The organism is Serratia sp. BNK-17 (genome assembly GCF_048684935.1).
Taxonomy (GTDB): Bacteria; Pseudomonadota; Gammaproteobacteria; order Enterobacterales; family Enterobacteriaceae; genus Serratia; species Serratia nematodiphila.
The window spans coordinates 2,640,920-2,657,474 of record NZ_JBLQTR010000001.1 but is presented as its reverse complement, the minus strand read 5'-3'; the positions used below and the strand labels follow the sequence as shown (position 1 = coordinate 2,657,474).

The window sequence follows — 16,555 nt, the reverse complement described above, 5'->3', positions numbered from 1 at the left end:
AGATCTCGCTTTCCGCCATAATCGCAGTCGTGGAATATAACGATCACATCTAAAGAGGGCGCAGTATGTACGATAACTTGAAGAGTTTGGGCATCAATCAACCGGAAGACGTCGATCGCTATAGCCTGCGTCAAGAGGCCAACAACGACATCCTCAAGATCTATTTCCGCAAGGACAAGGGCGAGTTCTTCGCCAAGAGCGTGAAATTCAAGTACCCGCGCCAGCGTAAAACCGTGGTGGCGGACAACGCCGGCCAGGGCTACAAGGAAATTCACGAGATCAACCCGAACCTGCGTTATGTAATCGACGAGCTGGATCAGCTGTGCCAGCGCGATCAGGTGGAAGTGGATCTGAAGCGTAAAATCCTCGACGACCTGCGCCATCTCGAAGGCGTGGTGTCGCACAAGATTGCCGAGATCGAAGCCGATCTGGAAAAACTCACCCGCGGCAAATAATGCGGATCGGTTGACCCGCATCATCGCCAAGGCGCCCTTTTGCGGCGCCTTTTTACTTTACGATTGCAGCAGCGTGCCCCACTGCTCGACCCACGGGCAGGCGGCCACTTCCGGCTCCGGCTGTTCCATCGCATCGATCTCCAGCACTTCGCCAACGCGGGTGGCGCCCTGCTCCTGCAGCAGCGCGTCGAACGCGCGCCCGGCACCGCAGAAGTGGTCATAGCTGCTGTCGCCGAGGGCGATCAGCCCATAGCGCAGCTCCGGCTGATAGCCAACCCGATCGCGGATAGCGTGGAACAGCGGCGCGATGCTGTCCGGCAGATCGCCCTGCCCGGTGGTGGAGGTGATCACCAGCGCGTAGTGCTGACGATAATACTGCCAGGCCTCCAGCGTGCCCTCTTCGAACAGTTTGACCTCATGGCCCTGCTCGCTGAGGATGTTTTGCGCCTCTTCCGCCACCAGCAGCGAATTGCCGTAGACCGTTCCCACGAAGATACCAACCTGAGCCATGGCTCCTACTCCCTTCATTACCTTTAAAAATTGTCAGCTATCCTGACCGTTAGCCGCGCTAAACTCAACCCCGGCAAGTTCAGGGAATAGCCCCGCCCAGCCGAACTGCGCCATCACCCCTTGCCAGTCTTCGTCCCAGCGCGCCGTCACCTGCAGCGGTTCGCCGGTCACCGGGTGCGTCAGCTGCAGATGGCTGGCGTGCAGCATCAGGCGCGGGCAGCCGAAATGCTGCGCCATCCCGCGGTTCTGCCGCAGATCGCCATGCTTGCTGTCGCCGATGATCGGATGGCGAAGATGCGCCATATGGCGCCGCAGCTGATGTTTGCGGCCGGTTTCCGGCTGCAGTTCCACCAGGCTGTAACGCGCGCTGTCGTAGCGGCCGACGGCCACCGGCATCTCCACCTGCGCCAACGGCCGGTAGTGCGTCACCGCCGGCTGCGGCCCCTTGTCGGCATCGGCATGTTTATCGGCGATTTTGTCCAGTTCCGCCGTCAGCGGGTAGTCGAGGGTCGCCCCCTCCTGCACGTAACCCCGCACCACCGCATGGTAGGTTTTCTGCACCTGATGTTGTTCGAACTGCTGCGACAGCAGGCGCGCCACCTCGCTGGAGAGCGCCATCAGCAGCACGCCGGAGGTCGGACGATCGAGACGGTGTACGGTAAAAACGTGCTTCCCGAGCTGATCGCGCACCGTCTGCATCATAAAACGGGTTTCATGACGGTCCAGCCAACTGCGGTGCACCAACCAGCCAGACGGTTTGTTCACCGCCACCAGGTGTTCATCCTGATACAAAATCTCAATCACATCACGTTCCCAGGTCAATAGCCGTTTCGGGCGCGAGTATAACAGGCATGACACGCAACGCTAGTTCACCCATTCGATGGTCACCAGGCGCGTATCAGCGCGGCCACGATCGTCCACCGCCCGAATGCGGTAGCGCCCGTTGTTGATCGGCCGCCAGTCGATCGGCTTTTTGCTGGCGCTGCTGCCGAGATAGATATCGTCGACGAACCAGTACACCGTCTTGCTGTCGGCGTCCGTCACCGCGCTGAAGGCGATTTTATCCCGCCCCTGCTGCGACTGACGCAGGGTATAGGTGGTGTTCTTCAGCGGTGAGGTGATGCGCGGCGCGCTGCCGCCGACGGCGATGCCGTTGTCCTTGCAGCGATTGACCGGCGGCGCCCGCTTCGGCAACCCGGCCTGAGCGAACACATTGGCCAGATCGGAAGGCCAGAACTCAAAGATTTCGGTGCGGGTCTGCGCCGCATCATACGGCGGGCAAACGACCTCACCGCTGTGAATATCCAGCACCACCGGCCGGTAAACGCTGTCGACCTTGATCGGCGACTTGCCGGGAATGAACCAGGTCTTGCCCTTTTGCTGGCACCACGGCGTCGGCAGATCGCCGCTGGCGAGACAGATGTCCACCCGCCGCAGCCGTTGGGGGAACGGGTGCTTCGGTTCCCGCAGGCCGGGATAGCTGGCGTTGACGCTGTCGATGATGTTGAAAAACAGCGGCGCGGCGGCTTCGGCGCCGACCAACGCATTGTTGCCTCGCCCATCGAAGTTGCCTTCCCACACCACCAGCACATAAGGGCCGAAAATCCCGACGCTCCAGGCGTCGCGAAAGCCCCAGGAGGTGCCGGTCTTCCAGTACACCGGCAGCGACGAAGAACGCTGCGCCAGCGTATCGCCCGGCCGCCGGTGCTGGCGCAGCATATCCAGCGTGATGAAACTGGCCTCCTCGCTCAACAGCCGCACCGGCGTCGATTCGGCCTGGTTCAGCTGCATGCGCAGCGGCCGCAGCTCACCGCGGTTCGCCAGCAGCGCATACAGCTTCGCCAATTCCTGCGCCGTTACCTCGCCGCCGCCCAACACCAGCGACAGCCCGTAGTGGCTCTCGTTGGCCATATTGGCGACGCCGGTCAGGCGCAAGAACTGATAAAAGGTTGGCTGACGCAGCTGCGAGGCGATATAGACCGCCGGAATATTGCGGCTGAAGTTCAGCGCGTCGGTGGCGGTCACCGGGCCGAGAAAGCGCCGGTCGAAGTTTTCCGGCGCATAGGCGCCGAACGACGAAGGCACGTCTTTAAGAATGGTCATCGGATGCAGCACGCCCTGCTCCATGCCCAGCGCGTAGATGAACGGCTTCAGCGTCGATCCCGGCGAACGCTTGGCGTTGGTGCCGTTCACCTGCCCCTGAATCGGACGATTGTAATAGTCCGCCGAACCCACCAGCGCGCGCACCCCCATATCGCGGCTGTCCACCAGCAGCACTGCGGCGTTTTGGATACCGCGGCTGCGGTTGCGAGCGATAAAGGCGTTGACCTGTCGTTCGACCAGCCGCTGCAGCCCGGCGTCCAGCGTGGTGTCGACGCGGGTATCGCGCTGCACCAGTTGCTGCGTCTGCAGGCGCAGCTGTTCGATAAAGTGCGGCGCAATATAGGGCACTTGTTCAGGCTGCCGCAGCGCCAACGGCAGGCGGAACAGCGTTTGCTGGCTGGCGTCGGTAGGGTAAACCTGTTGCCAGCGCAGGAACAGACGGTTGCGCGCCTGCGTCAATGCGGCGCCGAGCACGCCGGTTTTCGGCTCCAGACGGTAGCTGGGTGACTGCGGCAACACCGCCAGCGTCAGCGCCTCCGGCAGAGTCAACTCCCGCGGCGACTTGGCGAAATAGATCAGGCTGGCGGCGCCGATGCTTTCAATGTTGCGGCCGTAGGGCGCGTAATTCAGATAGGCTTCCAGGATATCGCGCTTGGAGTAGCTCAGTTCCAGCTGCACCGCACGCAGCACCTGCAGCAGCTTGCCGCCCGGCGTACGGGTATTGAGATGCCAGCGCATCCGCGCCAGCTGCATGCTGATGGTCGAACCGCCCTGCATTTTGCCGCCGGCGACATAGCTGCGCCAGAAACCGCGCATCAGGCTGACGGGGTTAAAGCCGGGGTTATAGTAGAACCAGCGATCTTCGTGCAGCAGCAATCCGCGCACCGCCAGCGGCGACACTTGCTCCAGCGGGGTCCACAGCCGGTAGCGATCGTCGTTGGCCAGCGTAATGCGCAGCAGCGCGCCGTGCCTGTCGTAATAAACGGAAGACTGCGGCAACCCCTGCCACAGGGGCGGATGCGGCCACAGCCGAATTGCGGTCAACAGCAGCGCCAGTAAAAACACCGCCATCAAGCCGTTTTGCAGCACGCGCCCGGTCAGGATCTTCATACGTTCTCAACATTCCGGCGCCAGACGCTGGCCTGACGCCGGATACGGCCTAGTCGTTGCCCGCCGGCACCACCGCCAGCTTGCCGCCGCCGGCCGACATGGCCTGCACTTCACGGTCGTACATGGCTTCGCCGTAGGCCGGTGGAACAATAAAGCTGCCGGTATTGGTGGCTTTGATTTGATAAACGAACTCCTGCACCTCAGTGCCGGCGCTGCCGTAGATGATCACCCGATCTTCACGGATATCGCTGTAGTCCGGCGCCCAGGTGGAGCCAGATGCGGCCAGCGGCGACTGCCAGCCGCCATGCTCGTCGCTCTCCTCGCCGGCGTCGGCCGGCTCCGGCGGCGTCTGCTGCACCACTTCGAACCCGCCCGGCAGCAGATCGACGATCGCCAGGTTGCTCTGCCCCTCTTTCGAGTTGGCGCGCACCTTCAGATGGACGTTGATCTTCTGCCCCAGCATCACCTGCGTCACCGGCTTGCCCTGTTCGTCGGTGTAATCGCGGACGATCTCAATCCCGCGCGACAGCGCTTTTTGCGGCGCATTCAGATCGTAACCGGCCTGCGTCACCACATACCAGGCCGGCGCGCTGCCGCCGTTGGTGAAGCGCACGGCGGTGGCATCGGCATTGAACTGCCCCTGAACGAACAGCCCCTGCAGCTCACTGATGCGCTGCGGGTCGCCGCCGCTTTTGCCCACCTGCACGATGCCTAACGCGTCCGCATTGGCGGATTGCGCCGCCACCTGGGCCGAATAGCTTTCCAGCGCCAGGATGCTCATTGCAGAGGAATAGGTGGTGTAACGCTCTTCTTTCAGTGCCTTGACCATATTCTCCAGCACCTGCGGCGGAATCGACGTCACCTTCTCAGGGAAGTGACGGGTAATCAGATACAGCCGCGTCGCATCCTGCACCAGCGGATCGAAATAGTTCTGCGTCCACCAGGCGCTGTCATACGCTTTGCTCAGTTGCTGCCAGCTCGGTTGCAGCAGCACGGCGGCTTCGTCGTCCATCTTCAACAGGCGATAGGAAGAGGCCAGATACAGCGCGCTCAGATCGGTTTTCCAGCCCTCGCCATAGCGTTTTTGCAGCGTATCCTGCACCGCCGCCAGCGAGTTGGTGGTCACTTCGCCCTGCAGCGTCAGCAGGTAAACCGCCCAGCTGCGCAGGCGCAGCAGATACAGATCGTCGAATCCGCTGGCCGCCAGCTCGCGCAACGCGCCGTTGGCTTCATCCAGCATGCCTTCCGGCAGGGCGTAGCCCGCCGCTTTGGCTTCGAGCAGATACTGCACCACATAAGGCGTGACGAAAGGATCGGCATCCGGCGACGAACGCCAGGCGCCGATCGCCCCGCTGTCGTTCTGACGGGCGCGCAGCACGCCCAGCAGATTGCGCAGCTGCTTGCTGACTTCCGCCTGGCTCAGGCTGCTTTTCATCTCCGGATGACGGCTCTGCAGCATCAGCGGAATGGAGCGGCTGACGATCTGCTCGGAACAGTAATACGGGTAATCCGCCAGGTATTGCGCCAGCCCGCTGGTCAGCACCAGCGGCGAATTCGACACCGCCGCCCGGCGTTGCGCGAAGGCGTCGAACATCTGGCGCAGGCCGTCGACGTTCTGGCTGCCGCCGCTCATGCGCCCCATCACCGACTGGGTGCGGTACGGCGCCGCCGGCCGTACCGAGGTGCTGACGGTGCGACGGCTGGCCTGGTCGCCGTAACGGGCGTCGAACACCAACGGCGCATCGCCCAGCACGGCTTTGGCGCGCAGGCGGAAGGTGATCACGCCTTCGCGTTTTTCCGCCAGCGTCAGGCTTTGCGTCGCGTTGCCCACCACCTCCAGCTGCGGCGGCGGCGTCAACAGAACATTGACGGCCACCGACTGGCCGTTCAGCCCTTCGAGGTTGTTGCTGACGCCCACGCTGACGTCGAACTCATCGCCCGGCGCCACCATCGCCGGCACATTCGGCGTCATGATGAAGCTGTCGCGCACCGTGGCGGCGGTTTGCGCCTTGCCGATTTTCTCCGGCGTCACCGAAATCGCCATGACGCGGATCTTGCCGTTGAAGTAATCCGGCACCGGATAGACGAACTGTTTCTCGCCGCTGACCTCGGTAATGCCGGACCAATAGGCCACCGGCTTATCGCGCTTGCGCTTGAACGGGTTGAGGTTGAGATCCAGCCCTTCGCCCGCATCGCCGCCCGGCGCCGCGGTCAGCGCCATCAGCTTGCTGAATTCCGGCAGGATCAGATCGAGGATCTGCGAGCTGCTCACGTTGAGTTCGCGCTTGCTGAAGAAGAACTCCAGCGGATCCTTCAGGCGGTAACGCGCCACCTGCAGAATGCCCTCATCGACGGCGAACAGCGCCACCTGCTGCGGCGCATCGGTCTTGACCGTCATCGTCAGGTTTTCACCCGGCTTGATGACCTCCGGCGCCGTCACCTCGAGGCTGTTTTGGCGCGCCTTGGTGCTGATCTTGAACGGCATCACGCCGTAGCTCAGCGGGCTCATGAAGATCTCGCTGGAGTTGATGTCGCGCACGAACTGCACGTTGATGTAGCCGTTGCCCTCCATGCCGGCCGGCACGCGGATCGTCTGCACCGAGCTGGTGGTGTCGGTGTGGAACCACTGCCAGGCGTAAACCTTGTCCTTTTCAATGGTGATCAAGCCGCTGCCGGTATAAGGCGCGTTGATCGCCACCTCGATCTCCTCGCCCGGCTGGTATTCCGCCTGGTTGAGTTTCAGCTTCAGTTCGGCATTGCGATCCAGCGAACGGCTCAGGTTGGCGTTGCCGGCCACGCTGTAGGCGACGCGATTGAGCGTCTTGCCCTGCGCATCTTCAATCACCAGCACGAAGTCGCCCGGCTTATCGGTCGCCAGCCGCAGATCCGCGCCCTGCTCGCTCAGCGCCAGCGGTTGTTCCGACAGCTGCACTTCCTTCATCTTCGACTGGTATTTGTAAACGCCCGAATCCTGTTTGGTCAGCACCGAAATGTATTTCTGCTCGATCAACACCTGCTTCAGGTTCGGCATGGCGATCTGTTTCAGGGCCGGATCGATGGCGATCACGTTCAGATGCCGCTCCGCGTCACGGTTGATGTAGCCCAGATCGCCGTCGGCCTTCACCCCAATCAGGTAATCGTAAGGCGAAACCAGCGTACGGGCGGTAGCCGCCACCGAGCGCCCGCCGCCGGCAACGAACGCCTCCGACAGCAATTGCAGCTGATAGGTGGCGTCGGCGTAGGATTTCAGATCGAGCGGAATATCGGCCGCGCCGTGCTCATCGGTGGTGCGATCTTCCAGCTCGGTCTCGAACCCGTCGCTGTTTTGTCGGTTTTCATAGAACGCATAATCCGGGAAGCGATCGAAGCTCGGATACATCGGCCGCAGCGTCAGCCTGGTGGTCACGCGGCGATCCTGCGCCGGGGTGCCGAACAGGTTCTGCACATCGATGCTGGCCTTCAGCTCGGACGGTTTTACCCAGCCTTGCTGGCGGTCAGGCGTCAACGCCAGCTTCACTTTCAGCTGATCCGGTTCGAACTCCTTCACATTGACTGCGGTATGGCCGAGCAGCGTGGAGGTGTCGTTATTTTTGCCGATCAGATACAGATAGACGTTCCACTCGCCGGTAGGCGAATTTTCATCGGTGGTATAGCTCAGTTCGTTGAAACCGCTGGCGCCCAGCGTCAGCGGCACGGTGGACATCAGCTTATCGCGCGGATCGCGGATTTCGGCGCGCACCGGCACGCCGGCCAGGCCAACGCCCCAGTCGGCGGCGCGGGTGATCAGGCCGATGTTAAAGGTATCCCCCGGCCGATAAACGCCGCGATCGGAGAACAGGTAGCTGCTGAGCGTGCGCGGATCGGTCGGCGTTTGTTCACCGGCAACGTCGAAGCGCGAGAAATCCAGCCCGCGATCGTTATAGCTGCCGGTCGGCAGGAAGGAGACATCCCCTTCTTTCTCCACCAGGAACATCACCGGCTGGCGCTCGTTGGTGTACACATCCAGCGCCGGGAAACGCACGTGCCCATCGGCGCCGGTGGTTTGGCTGAGCAGCGTCACGCCGTTTTTGGCCACCACCGACACGGTGGCGCCGCTGACCGGCGCGCCGCTTTGGATCGACTGCACAAAGACGTCGCGCGTTTTGTCCTGCGAGCTCTTGGCGACGATGCCCAGATCGGTCACCACCACAAAGCGCGAATCGCCGACGTCGGGCTGCTCTTCTCCTTCGCTCTCGTCCTGTTCCTGATCCTGCTCGGTGCCCGCCTCTTCCGCCGCCGGTTTTCGGTTCGGCTGCCATTCAGACAGCGTCAGCAGGAACACCCCGCGATGGGAACTGGCGTTGGTGGAGAGATAGCGGGAAAGATCGATGCCCTGATAGTTCACGTCCCCCGGCCGCTCGTTGTTGAGCGCCGTCTGGTATTTGAAATGCTCGGTGAAATATTCGTCGTTGAGCCGGTTGAATTCCGTGGAGGAGTATTCCCGGCTTTTGAAGGAGACGATGTGCTGCAGCTGGCTCGGGATCACCCGCTTGATGTCCAGCCGCAGGCCCGCCACGTTGCGCGCCGCCACGCTGATCTGCTTGTCGCCGTTGACCGACAGCAGCGAGCCCTGCGACATGAACTGCAGCGATTTCGGGAACTCCGGCACTTCGACCACGCGGTAAACCTTCTTCGGCATTTTGTAACCGCCGGCGGAAACCAGCTGGTTATCGATCTCGAGCAGCACAAAGCGGTGCGCCGGGGCGTCGAAACGGAAGCTGAACTGCGGTTGGTAGGCCTCTTCCGCCTCGTTAAGCGTCAACGGCAGCGACGTCGCCTGCGCCAGCACGTTTTTACCGACGCTGTCGATCGTCCATTGATAGAAATCGTCGGCATCGTTGGCGGTCTCGGCATCGCTCGGATCGTGCTGCGGCAGCAGCCAGGCTTTCGCGGCCCGCGCCAGCTCTTTATCCTTCACCGCATCGCTGAAACCGACCACCAGGGCACGCTGCCCTTGGCCGCCGTCGGTATCCACCACCTGGGCGCTGGCGTCGCTCAGCGCCAGGCTGTACAGCGTCGGTACTTTGACCCAGTTGCTTTTCGCCTCTTCGACCGTATTGCCGGCCGCCGTCGATTTAACGCCCTTGCCGACGGTCAGATGCACTGCCCCGCCCTGATCCAGCGCCTGCAGCGGCTCGGAATGCACCCAGGCGTTCAGTTTTTTCTCGTCATAGACCAGAGAGAAATTCAGCTTTTTCTCGGAGGTGGCGCTGCCTTCTTTCAATCCCAGCGAAATCTGTTTTTCAAAGCTGCCGACGTCAACCGGCGCGTTGAACTGCAAATTGAAGATCGCGCTGCGTTTTTGCGCATTTTGCGGATCGCGGTAATACTCGGCCTGCCCCAGGCGGTAATCGAACGCGGGCACGGTGAAGGCATAACGGGTTTTGACTAGCTTGATCTGCGGCGCCAGCAACGTGGCGGGTTCAAGGGTCACCTCATATTTCGCGCCCATCGGCAGCGGCTTTTTCGCCGTGAACACCAGTGTCGACTCATTGCTCCATGCCCACTGCCCTTCCGCCGACGGTTTCAGAGTGATGCCGGCGCTCACGGTTTTGCCCGCCGCGGTTATCGGCGCAGCCGAGCCGCTGAAGGTCAGGCTCACCGTTTGCGGCGCCTGCCGGGCGGCGGCGTAGTCTATCGGCTCGGGGTTGGACAACTCGGCGTTGATCTCCTGAACCACCATCGGCGCCGGTTCAATCGGTTGGGGCCGGTTTTGCCACCAGTGCCAACCGTAAAATGCGCCGCCCGCAACGCCTGCCAGCAGCAGCAGGCTCAGACCGACCGCTTTCGGGTGTTTATCCACGCCGCTTTCCAGCCGCAAAAAACCGCGCGGCAGCACAGCCCACCAGGCCGGCGCACGCCAGCTGAGGTTGCCGACCAGCGGTCTCAGCAACCGCCCCAACAGCGACAACGCCCCGCCCAGCAGGCGACAAACGCCCTTAACCAGGGTAAAAGGCAAACGCAGGATAAACCTTAATAAATCCATTATTGCAGCACCTCATCATCCTAATGCAGCTCCCGGTCAACCGCCGCGGTTAAACCGAGCCGAAAGACGCCGTCGGCTCTCCTGCCCGGCATCCGCGCGAGTACTCTACACTGCCGGGCGGCAAAAATCTGCGCGCCGCCAGCGCATTACGGCTCTTTATTCAACATCAAATCCAGCTGTTGCAGCAGCACCAGCAGCGGCAGACTGCTCGGTTCACGATCTTTCAACGCCTCTTCGAAATAAGGCGTGATGGCGAAGCGCGTCGGCAACGGCGCCTCGGCGTCCAACAACGCATACATGCGCGGCAAGAACACCCACTGCAGCCAGGCTTCGGCCGACATGCTGTCGATGCAGAACGGCTCGGTGCTGGAGAAAGCCTCATGCTCAGGGGGCGCGGCCTGCCACAGCGCCAGATCGCGCATGGATTGTTCAATCGCCTGCAAACTGCGGCGCACCTGGTTATGTATACTCATCTGCATTCCCGATCTCTTTTCATCATGGTATTCAGCGCTCTGGCTGAAAGGCGGCAAAGCATAGCATTTTTATAGTCCAAATTCGGCGCGCCTGAGACAGCTCGCCGTTTTTATCTGGTGACGTTCGCCGTCGCGCGGCACAATAGGCCCACCGAATTCACCACACAGATAAAGATTCATGTCCGTAATAACAGAGAAAAAAAACCACGCGACGCCCGGTAAGGCCATGTTGGCCTCGGTCACCGGTTATGCCATGGACGGGTTTGACCTGCTGATCCTCGGCTTTATGCTGCCGGCCATCAGCATCGAATTGGGATTATCCTCATCGGCCGCCGGTTCGCTGGTCACCTGGACGCTGATCGGCGCGGTGCTGGGCGGCGTGATCTTCGGCCACCTCAGCGATCGTTTCGGCCGTATCCGGGTACTCACGATCACCATCCTGATGTTTTCCCTGTTCACCGGCCTGTGCGCCGTGGCGCAAGGCTATTGGGATCTGCTGGCCTATCGCACCCTGGCGGGCATCGGGCTGGGTGGCGAGTTCGGCATCGGCATGGCGCTGATCGCCGAAGCCTGGCCGGCGGAGAAGCGCAACCGCGCTTCGGCTTACGTCGGCATGGGCTGGCAGTTGGGGGTGCTGGCGGCCGCTTTCCTGACGCCGCTGCTGCTGGAACACATCGGCTGGCGCGGCATGTTCCTGGTCGGCCTGCTGCCGGCGCTGGCGTCATTTCTGATCCGCCGCACGCTGGGCGAACCGGAGGAATTCGTGCGGCAGAAAGACGCCGGGCAGCCGCTTTCCTTCCTGCAGCGTTTGCGCCTGCTGTTTAAGGATCGCGCCACCGGCAAGGCCAGCATCGGCATCTTCATTCTCTGTTCGGTGCAGAACTTCGGTTACTACGGGCTGATGATCTGGATGCCGACTTACCTGGCGAAAAACTTTGGTTTCTCGCTCACCAAGTCCGGCCTGTGGACGGCGGTGACGGTCGTGGGCATGACGTTCGGCATCTGGCTGTTTGGCGTGCTGGCCGACCGCTTCGCCCGCTGGAAGATTTTCGTGCTGTATCAGGTCGGCGCGGTGGTGATGGTGATCGGCTACGCCCAGTTGAGCGACCCGATGCTGATGTTGTTCGCCGGCGCCGTGATGGGCATGTTCGTTAACGGCATGATAGGCGGCTACGGCGCGTTGATTTCCGATACTTACCCGGTACAGGCGCGCGCCACCGCGCAAAACATCTTGTTCAATCTCGGGCGCGGCGTCGGCGGCCTGGGGCCATTGGTGATCGGCGCGCTGGTGACGCAGGTGTCGTTCACCGCCGCTATCAGCCTGCTGGCGGCGATTTACCTGCTGGATATCTACGCCACGCTGTTCCTACTGCCGAAAAAACAGGGCGCAGGCGATACGCTGGGCGCGATTGGTTAACGCTGGCGATGGATTAAGCAGAGAAGCACGCACGGCGGGATAGAACAAAAAGTTGGGGGCACTGCGTTAACAGTGCCCCCGGTTCGTTTTATAGCCATCCCGCTACACAGCGTGCTCCCTGCTCAATCCTTGAAAACTTTTCCTGCGGCCATCCTGACCAAGTGGTCCTTGCATCATCCTGCAGCATCGTCCTGACGCGGTTCCTCAGCCTTCCTGACCCGCCGACAGTCCTGTGCCGGCTCTCAATCTCCGTCCTGGAGGTGTCCCTGGTTTCTATCCTGAAACATCCTGGGCATCTCCTGACGCCATCCTTCGCTCTTGCCTGAGCGCATCCCTTTCTTCGTCCTGAAGCTGCATCATCCTGATGCTTTCCTGCTCCGCCGGTTCCGTTCCGGTAACGATAAGATCGCTTAAATTCCCCGGAATCACAAGGGTTTGGGAGGCGTCTCACACTAAATTAAGCCTAAGAGTTATCCTAAAGAAATTCTAACCAATTGATCTGGATAACAATAATCTCATAGTCTGGAAAAAGGTGGGAAAAATTAAGAGCGATCTCTCACACCCCGTGTGAGAGATCTCTTACACGGGCGACGGCGAATCCGCCGCGCTTCAGTCCAGCACCGGGCGCAGCGCATCGAGGAAATTCCCCAGCGTCGCCGCCAACAAGGTGCGCTTATCGCTGCCGAATTGTTCCAGCACCACGTTGCCGCTAACGTTGCACAGCGACACCATCGTCATCTCAGATTCGGTGGTCGCCAGGAACAGCGTTGGCGACAGTTTGAGACGTTTTTGCGTCACCAGATGACCGATCAGGTTCTCCTGCAGGCGGATAAAATCCTCCTCGCTCCAGACCTGCAGCAGGCTCAGGCGATGCTCCCCAAATTGCGCGCTCATGTCGCCCGCGTATTGCTGCGTGTAAAAACGGTGCGCATCCGGCTGCAAACGCAGCTCCAGCGCGGCTTCTACCTTCTCCAGCGTCGCCGCCGGCTCGAAAGGCTGCGGCAACCACAACACCTCGTCCTCGCGATTCTCCACGATGCAGGGCGACGGCACGCCGTACAACGCCTGGCTGGCCGGCGCGTGGCCGCGCGCTTGCTGCCACAACTCGACATAGCGTTGAGTGAATTCACGCAGAGCGTGCGATACATCATGGTCCATATTCTTTCTCGCATACGTTAAACTGATGGCCATTGTACCTATCTCTGAGCGAGGTGACAGCAGATGTCCTCCTATCAAGACCACCAGGCCCTGTCAGGGCTGACGCTGGGCAAACCCACCGCCTACCGCGATCGCTACGACGCCACGTTGCTGCAGGCGGTGCCGCGCAGCATGAACCGCGAGCCGCTGGGGCTGTATCCCGACAACCTGCCCTTTCACGGCGCGGATATCTGGACGCTGTACGAACTCTCCTGGCTGAACGCCAACGGGCTGCCGCAGGTGGCGGTCGGCGAGATCAGCCTCAACGCCGACAGCCTGAACCTGATCGAATCGAAAAGCTTCAAACTGTATCTCAACAGCTTCAACCAAACCCCGTTCGCCGATTGGGAAACGGTGCGCAGCACCCTGCAGCGCGATCTGTCTGCCTGTGCCCAGGGCGAGGTAAGCGTCACCCTGTTCAGCGTCGAGCAGCTGGAAGGCACACCGATCGCCCGTCTGGCCGGCGACTGCATCGACCAGCAGGATATCCGCATCGACAATTATGAGTTCAACGCCGACTACCTGCTGAACGCCGCCGGTGAAGAGGTGGTGGAAGAGCAATTGGTCAGCCACCTGCTGAAGTCCAACTGCCTGATCACCCATCAACCGGACTGGGGCTCGGTGCAGATAAGCTACCGCGGCGGCAAGATCGATCGCGAAGCGCTGCTGCGCTACCTGGTCTCCTTCCGCCACCACAACGAATTCCACGAGCAGTGTGTCGAGCGCATCTTCAACGATCTGATGCGCTACTGCCGGCCGCAAAGCCTGACGGTTTACGCCCGCTACACCCGCCGCGGCGGGCTGGACATCAACCCGTGGCGCAGCAACGTCGTATTCGCTCCCGCGCACGGCCGCCTGGCGCGCCAATAAGTGCGAAACATTGCTCAACAACTGAGCTAACGAGCGGTTTATGTTGGTAAAAGCCCAGGGACGGCGGTAAGGTTAAAACGAGGCTGCGGCCGGGCAGAGCGCCCGCTGCGCCGCAGCACGCCAACCATAACGAGATGCTGTTTTGCTGCGTATGGATTACTACCGCCCCGCACCGGGTGCAAAGGAGTTACCTTGATTACACACATCAGCCCGCTTGGCTCTATGGATTTATTGTCGCAGCTGGAAGTAGACATGCTGAAGCGCACCGCCAGCAGCGACCTGTACCGCCTGTTCCGCAACTGTTCGTTGGCCGTGTTGAACTCCGGCAGCCAAACCGACAACAGCAAACAGCTGCTGTCGCGCTATGAAACCTTCGACATCAACGTGCTGCGCCGCGAGCGCGGGGTGAAGCTGGAGCTGGTCAACCCGCCGGAAGAGGCGTTCGTCGACGGCCGCATCATCCGTTCGCTGCAGGCCAACCTGTTCGCCGTGCTGCGCGACATCCTGTTCGTGCACGGCCAAATCGCCAGCGCCGGCCGTTTCCAGCACCTGAACCTGGAAAACTCGGCCCACATCACCAACCTGGTATTTTCGATCCTGCGCAATGCGCGCACGCTGCATCTGGATGAAGATCCCAACATGGTGGTGTGCTGGGGCGGGCACTCGATCAACGAGAACGAATATCTGTACGCGCGCAAGGTCGGCAGCCAGCTGGGCCTGCGCGAGCTCAACATCTGCACCGGCTGCGGGCCGGGCGCCATGGAAGCGCCGATGAAAGGCGCGGCGGTCGGTCACGCGCAGCAGCGTTACCGCAACAGCCGCTTTATCGGCATGACCGAGCCTTCGATCATCGCCGCCGAGCCGCCTAACCCGCTGGTGAACGAGCTGGTGATCATGCCGGACATCGAAAAACGCCTGGAAGCCTTCGTGCGCATCGCGCATGGCATCATTATCTTCCCGGGCGGCGTCGGCACCGCCGAAGAGCTGCTGTACCTGTTGGGTATCCTGATGAACCCGGAGAACAGTGAACAGGTGCTGCCGCTGATCCTGACCGGGCCGAAAGAGAGCGCCGACTACTTCCGCGTGCTGGACGAGTTCATCATGAACACGCTGGGCGACGAAGCGCGCCGCCATTACACCATCATCATCGACGATCCGGCGGAAGTGGCGCGGCAGATGAAAAAAGCCATGCCGCTGGTGAAGGAAAACCGCCGCAACACCGGCGATGCCTACAGCTTTAACTGGTCGATCCGCATCGCGCCGGATCTGCAGCTGCCGTTCGAGCCGACCCACGAGAACATGGCGAACCTCAACCTGTATCCGAACCAGCCGCCGGAGCAATTGGCCGCCGCGCTGCGCCGCGCCTTCTCCGGCATCGTGGCTGGCAACGTGAAGGAAAACGGCATCCACGCCATTGAGCAGTTCGGCCCGTACAAGCTGCACGGCGAACCGCAAATGATGAAGCAGATGGACAGCCTGCTGCAGGGCTTTGTCGCCCAGCACCGCATGAAGCTGCCGGGCAGCGCCTATGTGCCCTGCTACGAAATCGTCGCCTGACCCTCAATCCCGGGCGGCGTAACGGCCGCCCTGTTTTTTCTGACCTTACCGCCCATGATGATACACCTACTGATTGTCGACGCCCTGAACCTCATCCGCCGCATTCACGCCGTGCAGGGCTCCCCTTGCGTCAACGCCTGCCGCCACGCGCTGCAGCAGTTGCTCCAGCACAGCCGCCCGACCCACGCGGTGGCGGTATTCGACGAGGACGACCGCAGCGACAGCTGGCGCCACCAAATTCTGCCGGACTACAAGGCCGGGCGCTCGCCGATGCCGGAAAACCTGCAGCAGGAGATGCCGCAGCTGCGCGAGGCCTTCGCCGAGTTGGGCGTCGCCAGCTGGCATTCGCCCGGCAATGAGGCGGACGATCTGGCGGCCACGCTGGCGGCGAAGGTCGCCGGCGGCGGCCACCAGGTGACCATCGTCTCCACCGACAAAGGCTATTGCCAACTGCTGGCGCCGAACGTACAAATTCGCGATTACTTCCAGAAACGCTGGCTGGATATGCCTTTCGTGCAACAGGAGTTTGGCGTGCAGCCGCAGCAGCTGCCGGACTACTGGGGGTTGGCGGGGATCGGCAGCAGCAAGATCCCCGGCGTGGCCGGCATCGGACCGAAAACCGCCGTGCTGCTGCTGCAGCAGTCGGGCAGTCTGGACGGGCTTTATCAGCACCTGGGGCAGGTGCCGGAAAAATGGCGCGGTAAGCTGGAGCAGCACCGCGAGCTGGCCTACGTCAGCAAACAAGTCGCCACGCTGCGCACCGATCTGTCGCTGGACGGCAACCTGCAGCAGCTGCGTCTGCCGATACAATAAGGGCGCTGCAAGCAGCGCCCTTCAT

11 protein-coding genes are annotated in these 16,555 nt (G+C 61.6%); 5 read left to right on the top strand and 6 right to left on the bottom strand.

Annotated features, from left to right (window positions below):
• Positions 1 to 65: 65 nt before the first annotated feature.
• Positions 66 to 455 (top strand): DUF3461 family protein, encoded by a 390-nt coding sequence (locus ACMGF7_RS12560; protein ID WP_004931929.1) that lies wholly within the window; start codon positions 66 to 68, stop codon positions 453 to 455.
• 57 nt (positions 456 to 512) lie between these two features.
• Here ACMGF7_RS12560 and ACMGF7_RS12555 read toward each other — a convergent pair whose 3' ends face one another.
• The 5 genes from ACMGF7_RS12555 to ACMGF7_RS12535 form a co-directional block, all read right to left on the bottom strand.
• On the bottom strand, positions 513 to 965 hold the full coding sequence (locus ACMGF7_RS12555) for a flavodoxin (RefSeq protein ID WP_197764040.1): 453 nt from the start codon (positions 963 to 965) through the stop codon (positions 513 to 515).
• Positions 966 to 998: 33 nt separating this feature from the next.
• On the bottom strand, positions 999 to 1,769 hold the full coding sequence (gene truC / locus ACMGF7_RS12550; RefSeq protein ID WP_015378897.1) for a tRNA pseudouridine(65) synthase TruC: 771 nt from the start codon (positions 1,767 to 1,769) through the stop codon (positions 999 to 1,001).
• 60 nt (positions 1,770 to 1,829) lie between these two features.
• Complete coding sequence (gene pbpC / locus ACMGF7_RS12545; protein ID WP_049241684.1) at positions 1,830 to 4,178, bottom strand: penicillin-binding protein 1C; 2,349 nt, start codon at positions 4,176 to 4,178, stop codon at positions 1,830 to 1,832.
• Positions 4,179 to 4,227: 49 nt separating this feature from the next.
• Entirely contained in the window at positions 4,228 to 10,203 is a 5,976-nt protein-coding gene (locus ACMGF7_RS12540) for an alpha-2-macroglobulin family protein (RefSeq protein ID WP_420286450.1), read from the bottom strand.
• A 146-nt stretch (positions 10,204 to 10,349) separates the two neighbouring features.
• Positions 10,350 to 10,676 carry a YqcC family protein gene (locus ACMGF7_RS12535; RefSeq protein WP_028127529.1) on the bottom strand — a complete coding sequence of 109 codons (327 nt, stop codon included), beginning with the start codon at positions 10,674 to 10,676 and terminating at the stop codon, positions 10,350 to 10,352.
• Positions 10,677 to 10,854: 178 nt separating this feature from the next.
• Between ACMGF7_RS12535 and ACMGF7_RS12530 the strand changes: the two genes are divergently transcribed.
• Complete coding sequence (locus tag ACMGF7_RS12530; protein ID WP_015378900.1) at positions 10,855 to 12,093, top strand: MFS transporter; 1,239 nt, start codon at positions 10,855 to 10,857, stop codon at positions 12,091 to 12,093.
• 609 nt (positions 12,094 to 12,702) lie between these two features.
• Here ACMGF7_RS12530 and syd read toward each other — a convergent pair.
• Positions 12,703 to 13,251, bottom strand: coding sequence for a SecY-interacting protein (gene syd / locus ACMGF7_RS12525; protein ID WP_004931906.1), 549 nt, complete (start codon positions 13,249 to 13,251; stop codon positions 12,703 to 12,705).
• A 63-nt stretch (positions 13,252 to 13,314) separates the two neighbouring features.
• Here syd and queF point away from each other — a divergent pair, with 63 nt between their 5' ends.
• The 3 genes from queF (at position 13,315) to xni (ending at position 16,530) form a co-directional block, all read left to right on the top strand.
• Positions 13,315 to 14,160 (top strand): NADPH-dependent 7-cyano-7-deazaguanine reductase QueF, encoded by an 846-nt coding sequence (queF, locus tag ACMGF7_RS12520; protein WP_004931905.1) that lies wholly within the window; start codon positions 13,315 to 13,317, stop codon positions 14,158 to 14,160.
• 192 nt (positions 14,161 to 14,352) lie between these two features.
• On the top strand, positions 14,353 to 15,717 hold the full coding sequence (gene ppnN / locus ACMGF7_RS12515) for a nucleotide 5'-monophosphate nucleosidase PpnN (RefSeq protein ID WP_021505658.1): 1,365 nt from the start codon (positions 14,353 to 14,355) through the stop codon (positions 15,715 to 15,717).
• A gap of 54 nt (positions 15,718 to 15,771) precedes the next feature.
• Complete coding sequence (gene xni, locus ACMGF7_RS12510) at positions 15,772 to 16,530, top strand: flap endonuclease Xni (protein WP_049241677.1); 759 nt, start codon at positions 15,772 to 15,774, stop codon at positions 16,528 to 16,530.
• The last annotated feature ends 25 nt before the right edge of the window (positions 16,531 to 16,555 follow it).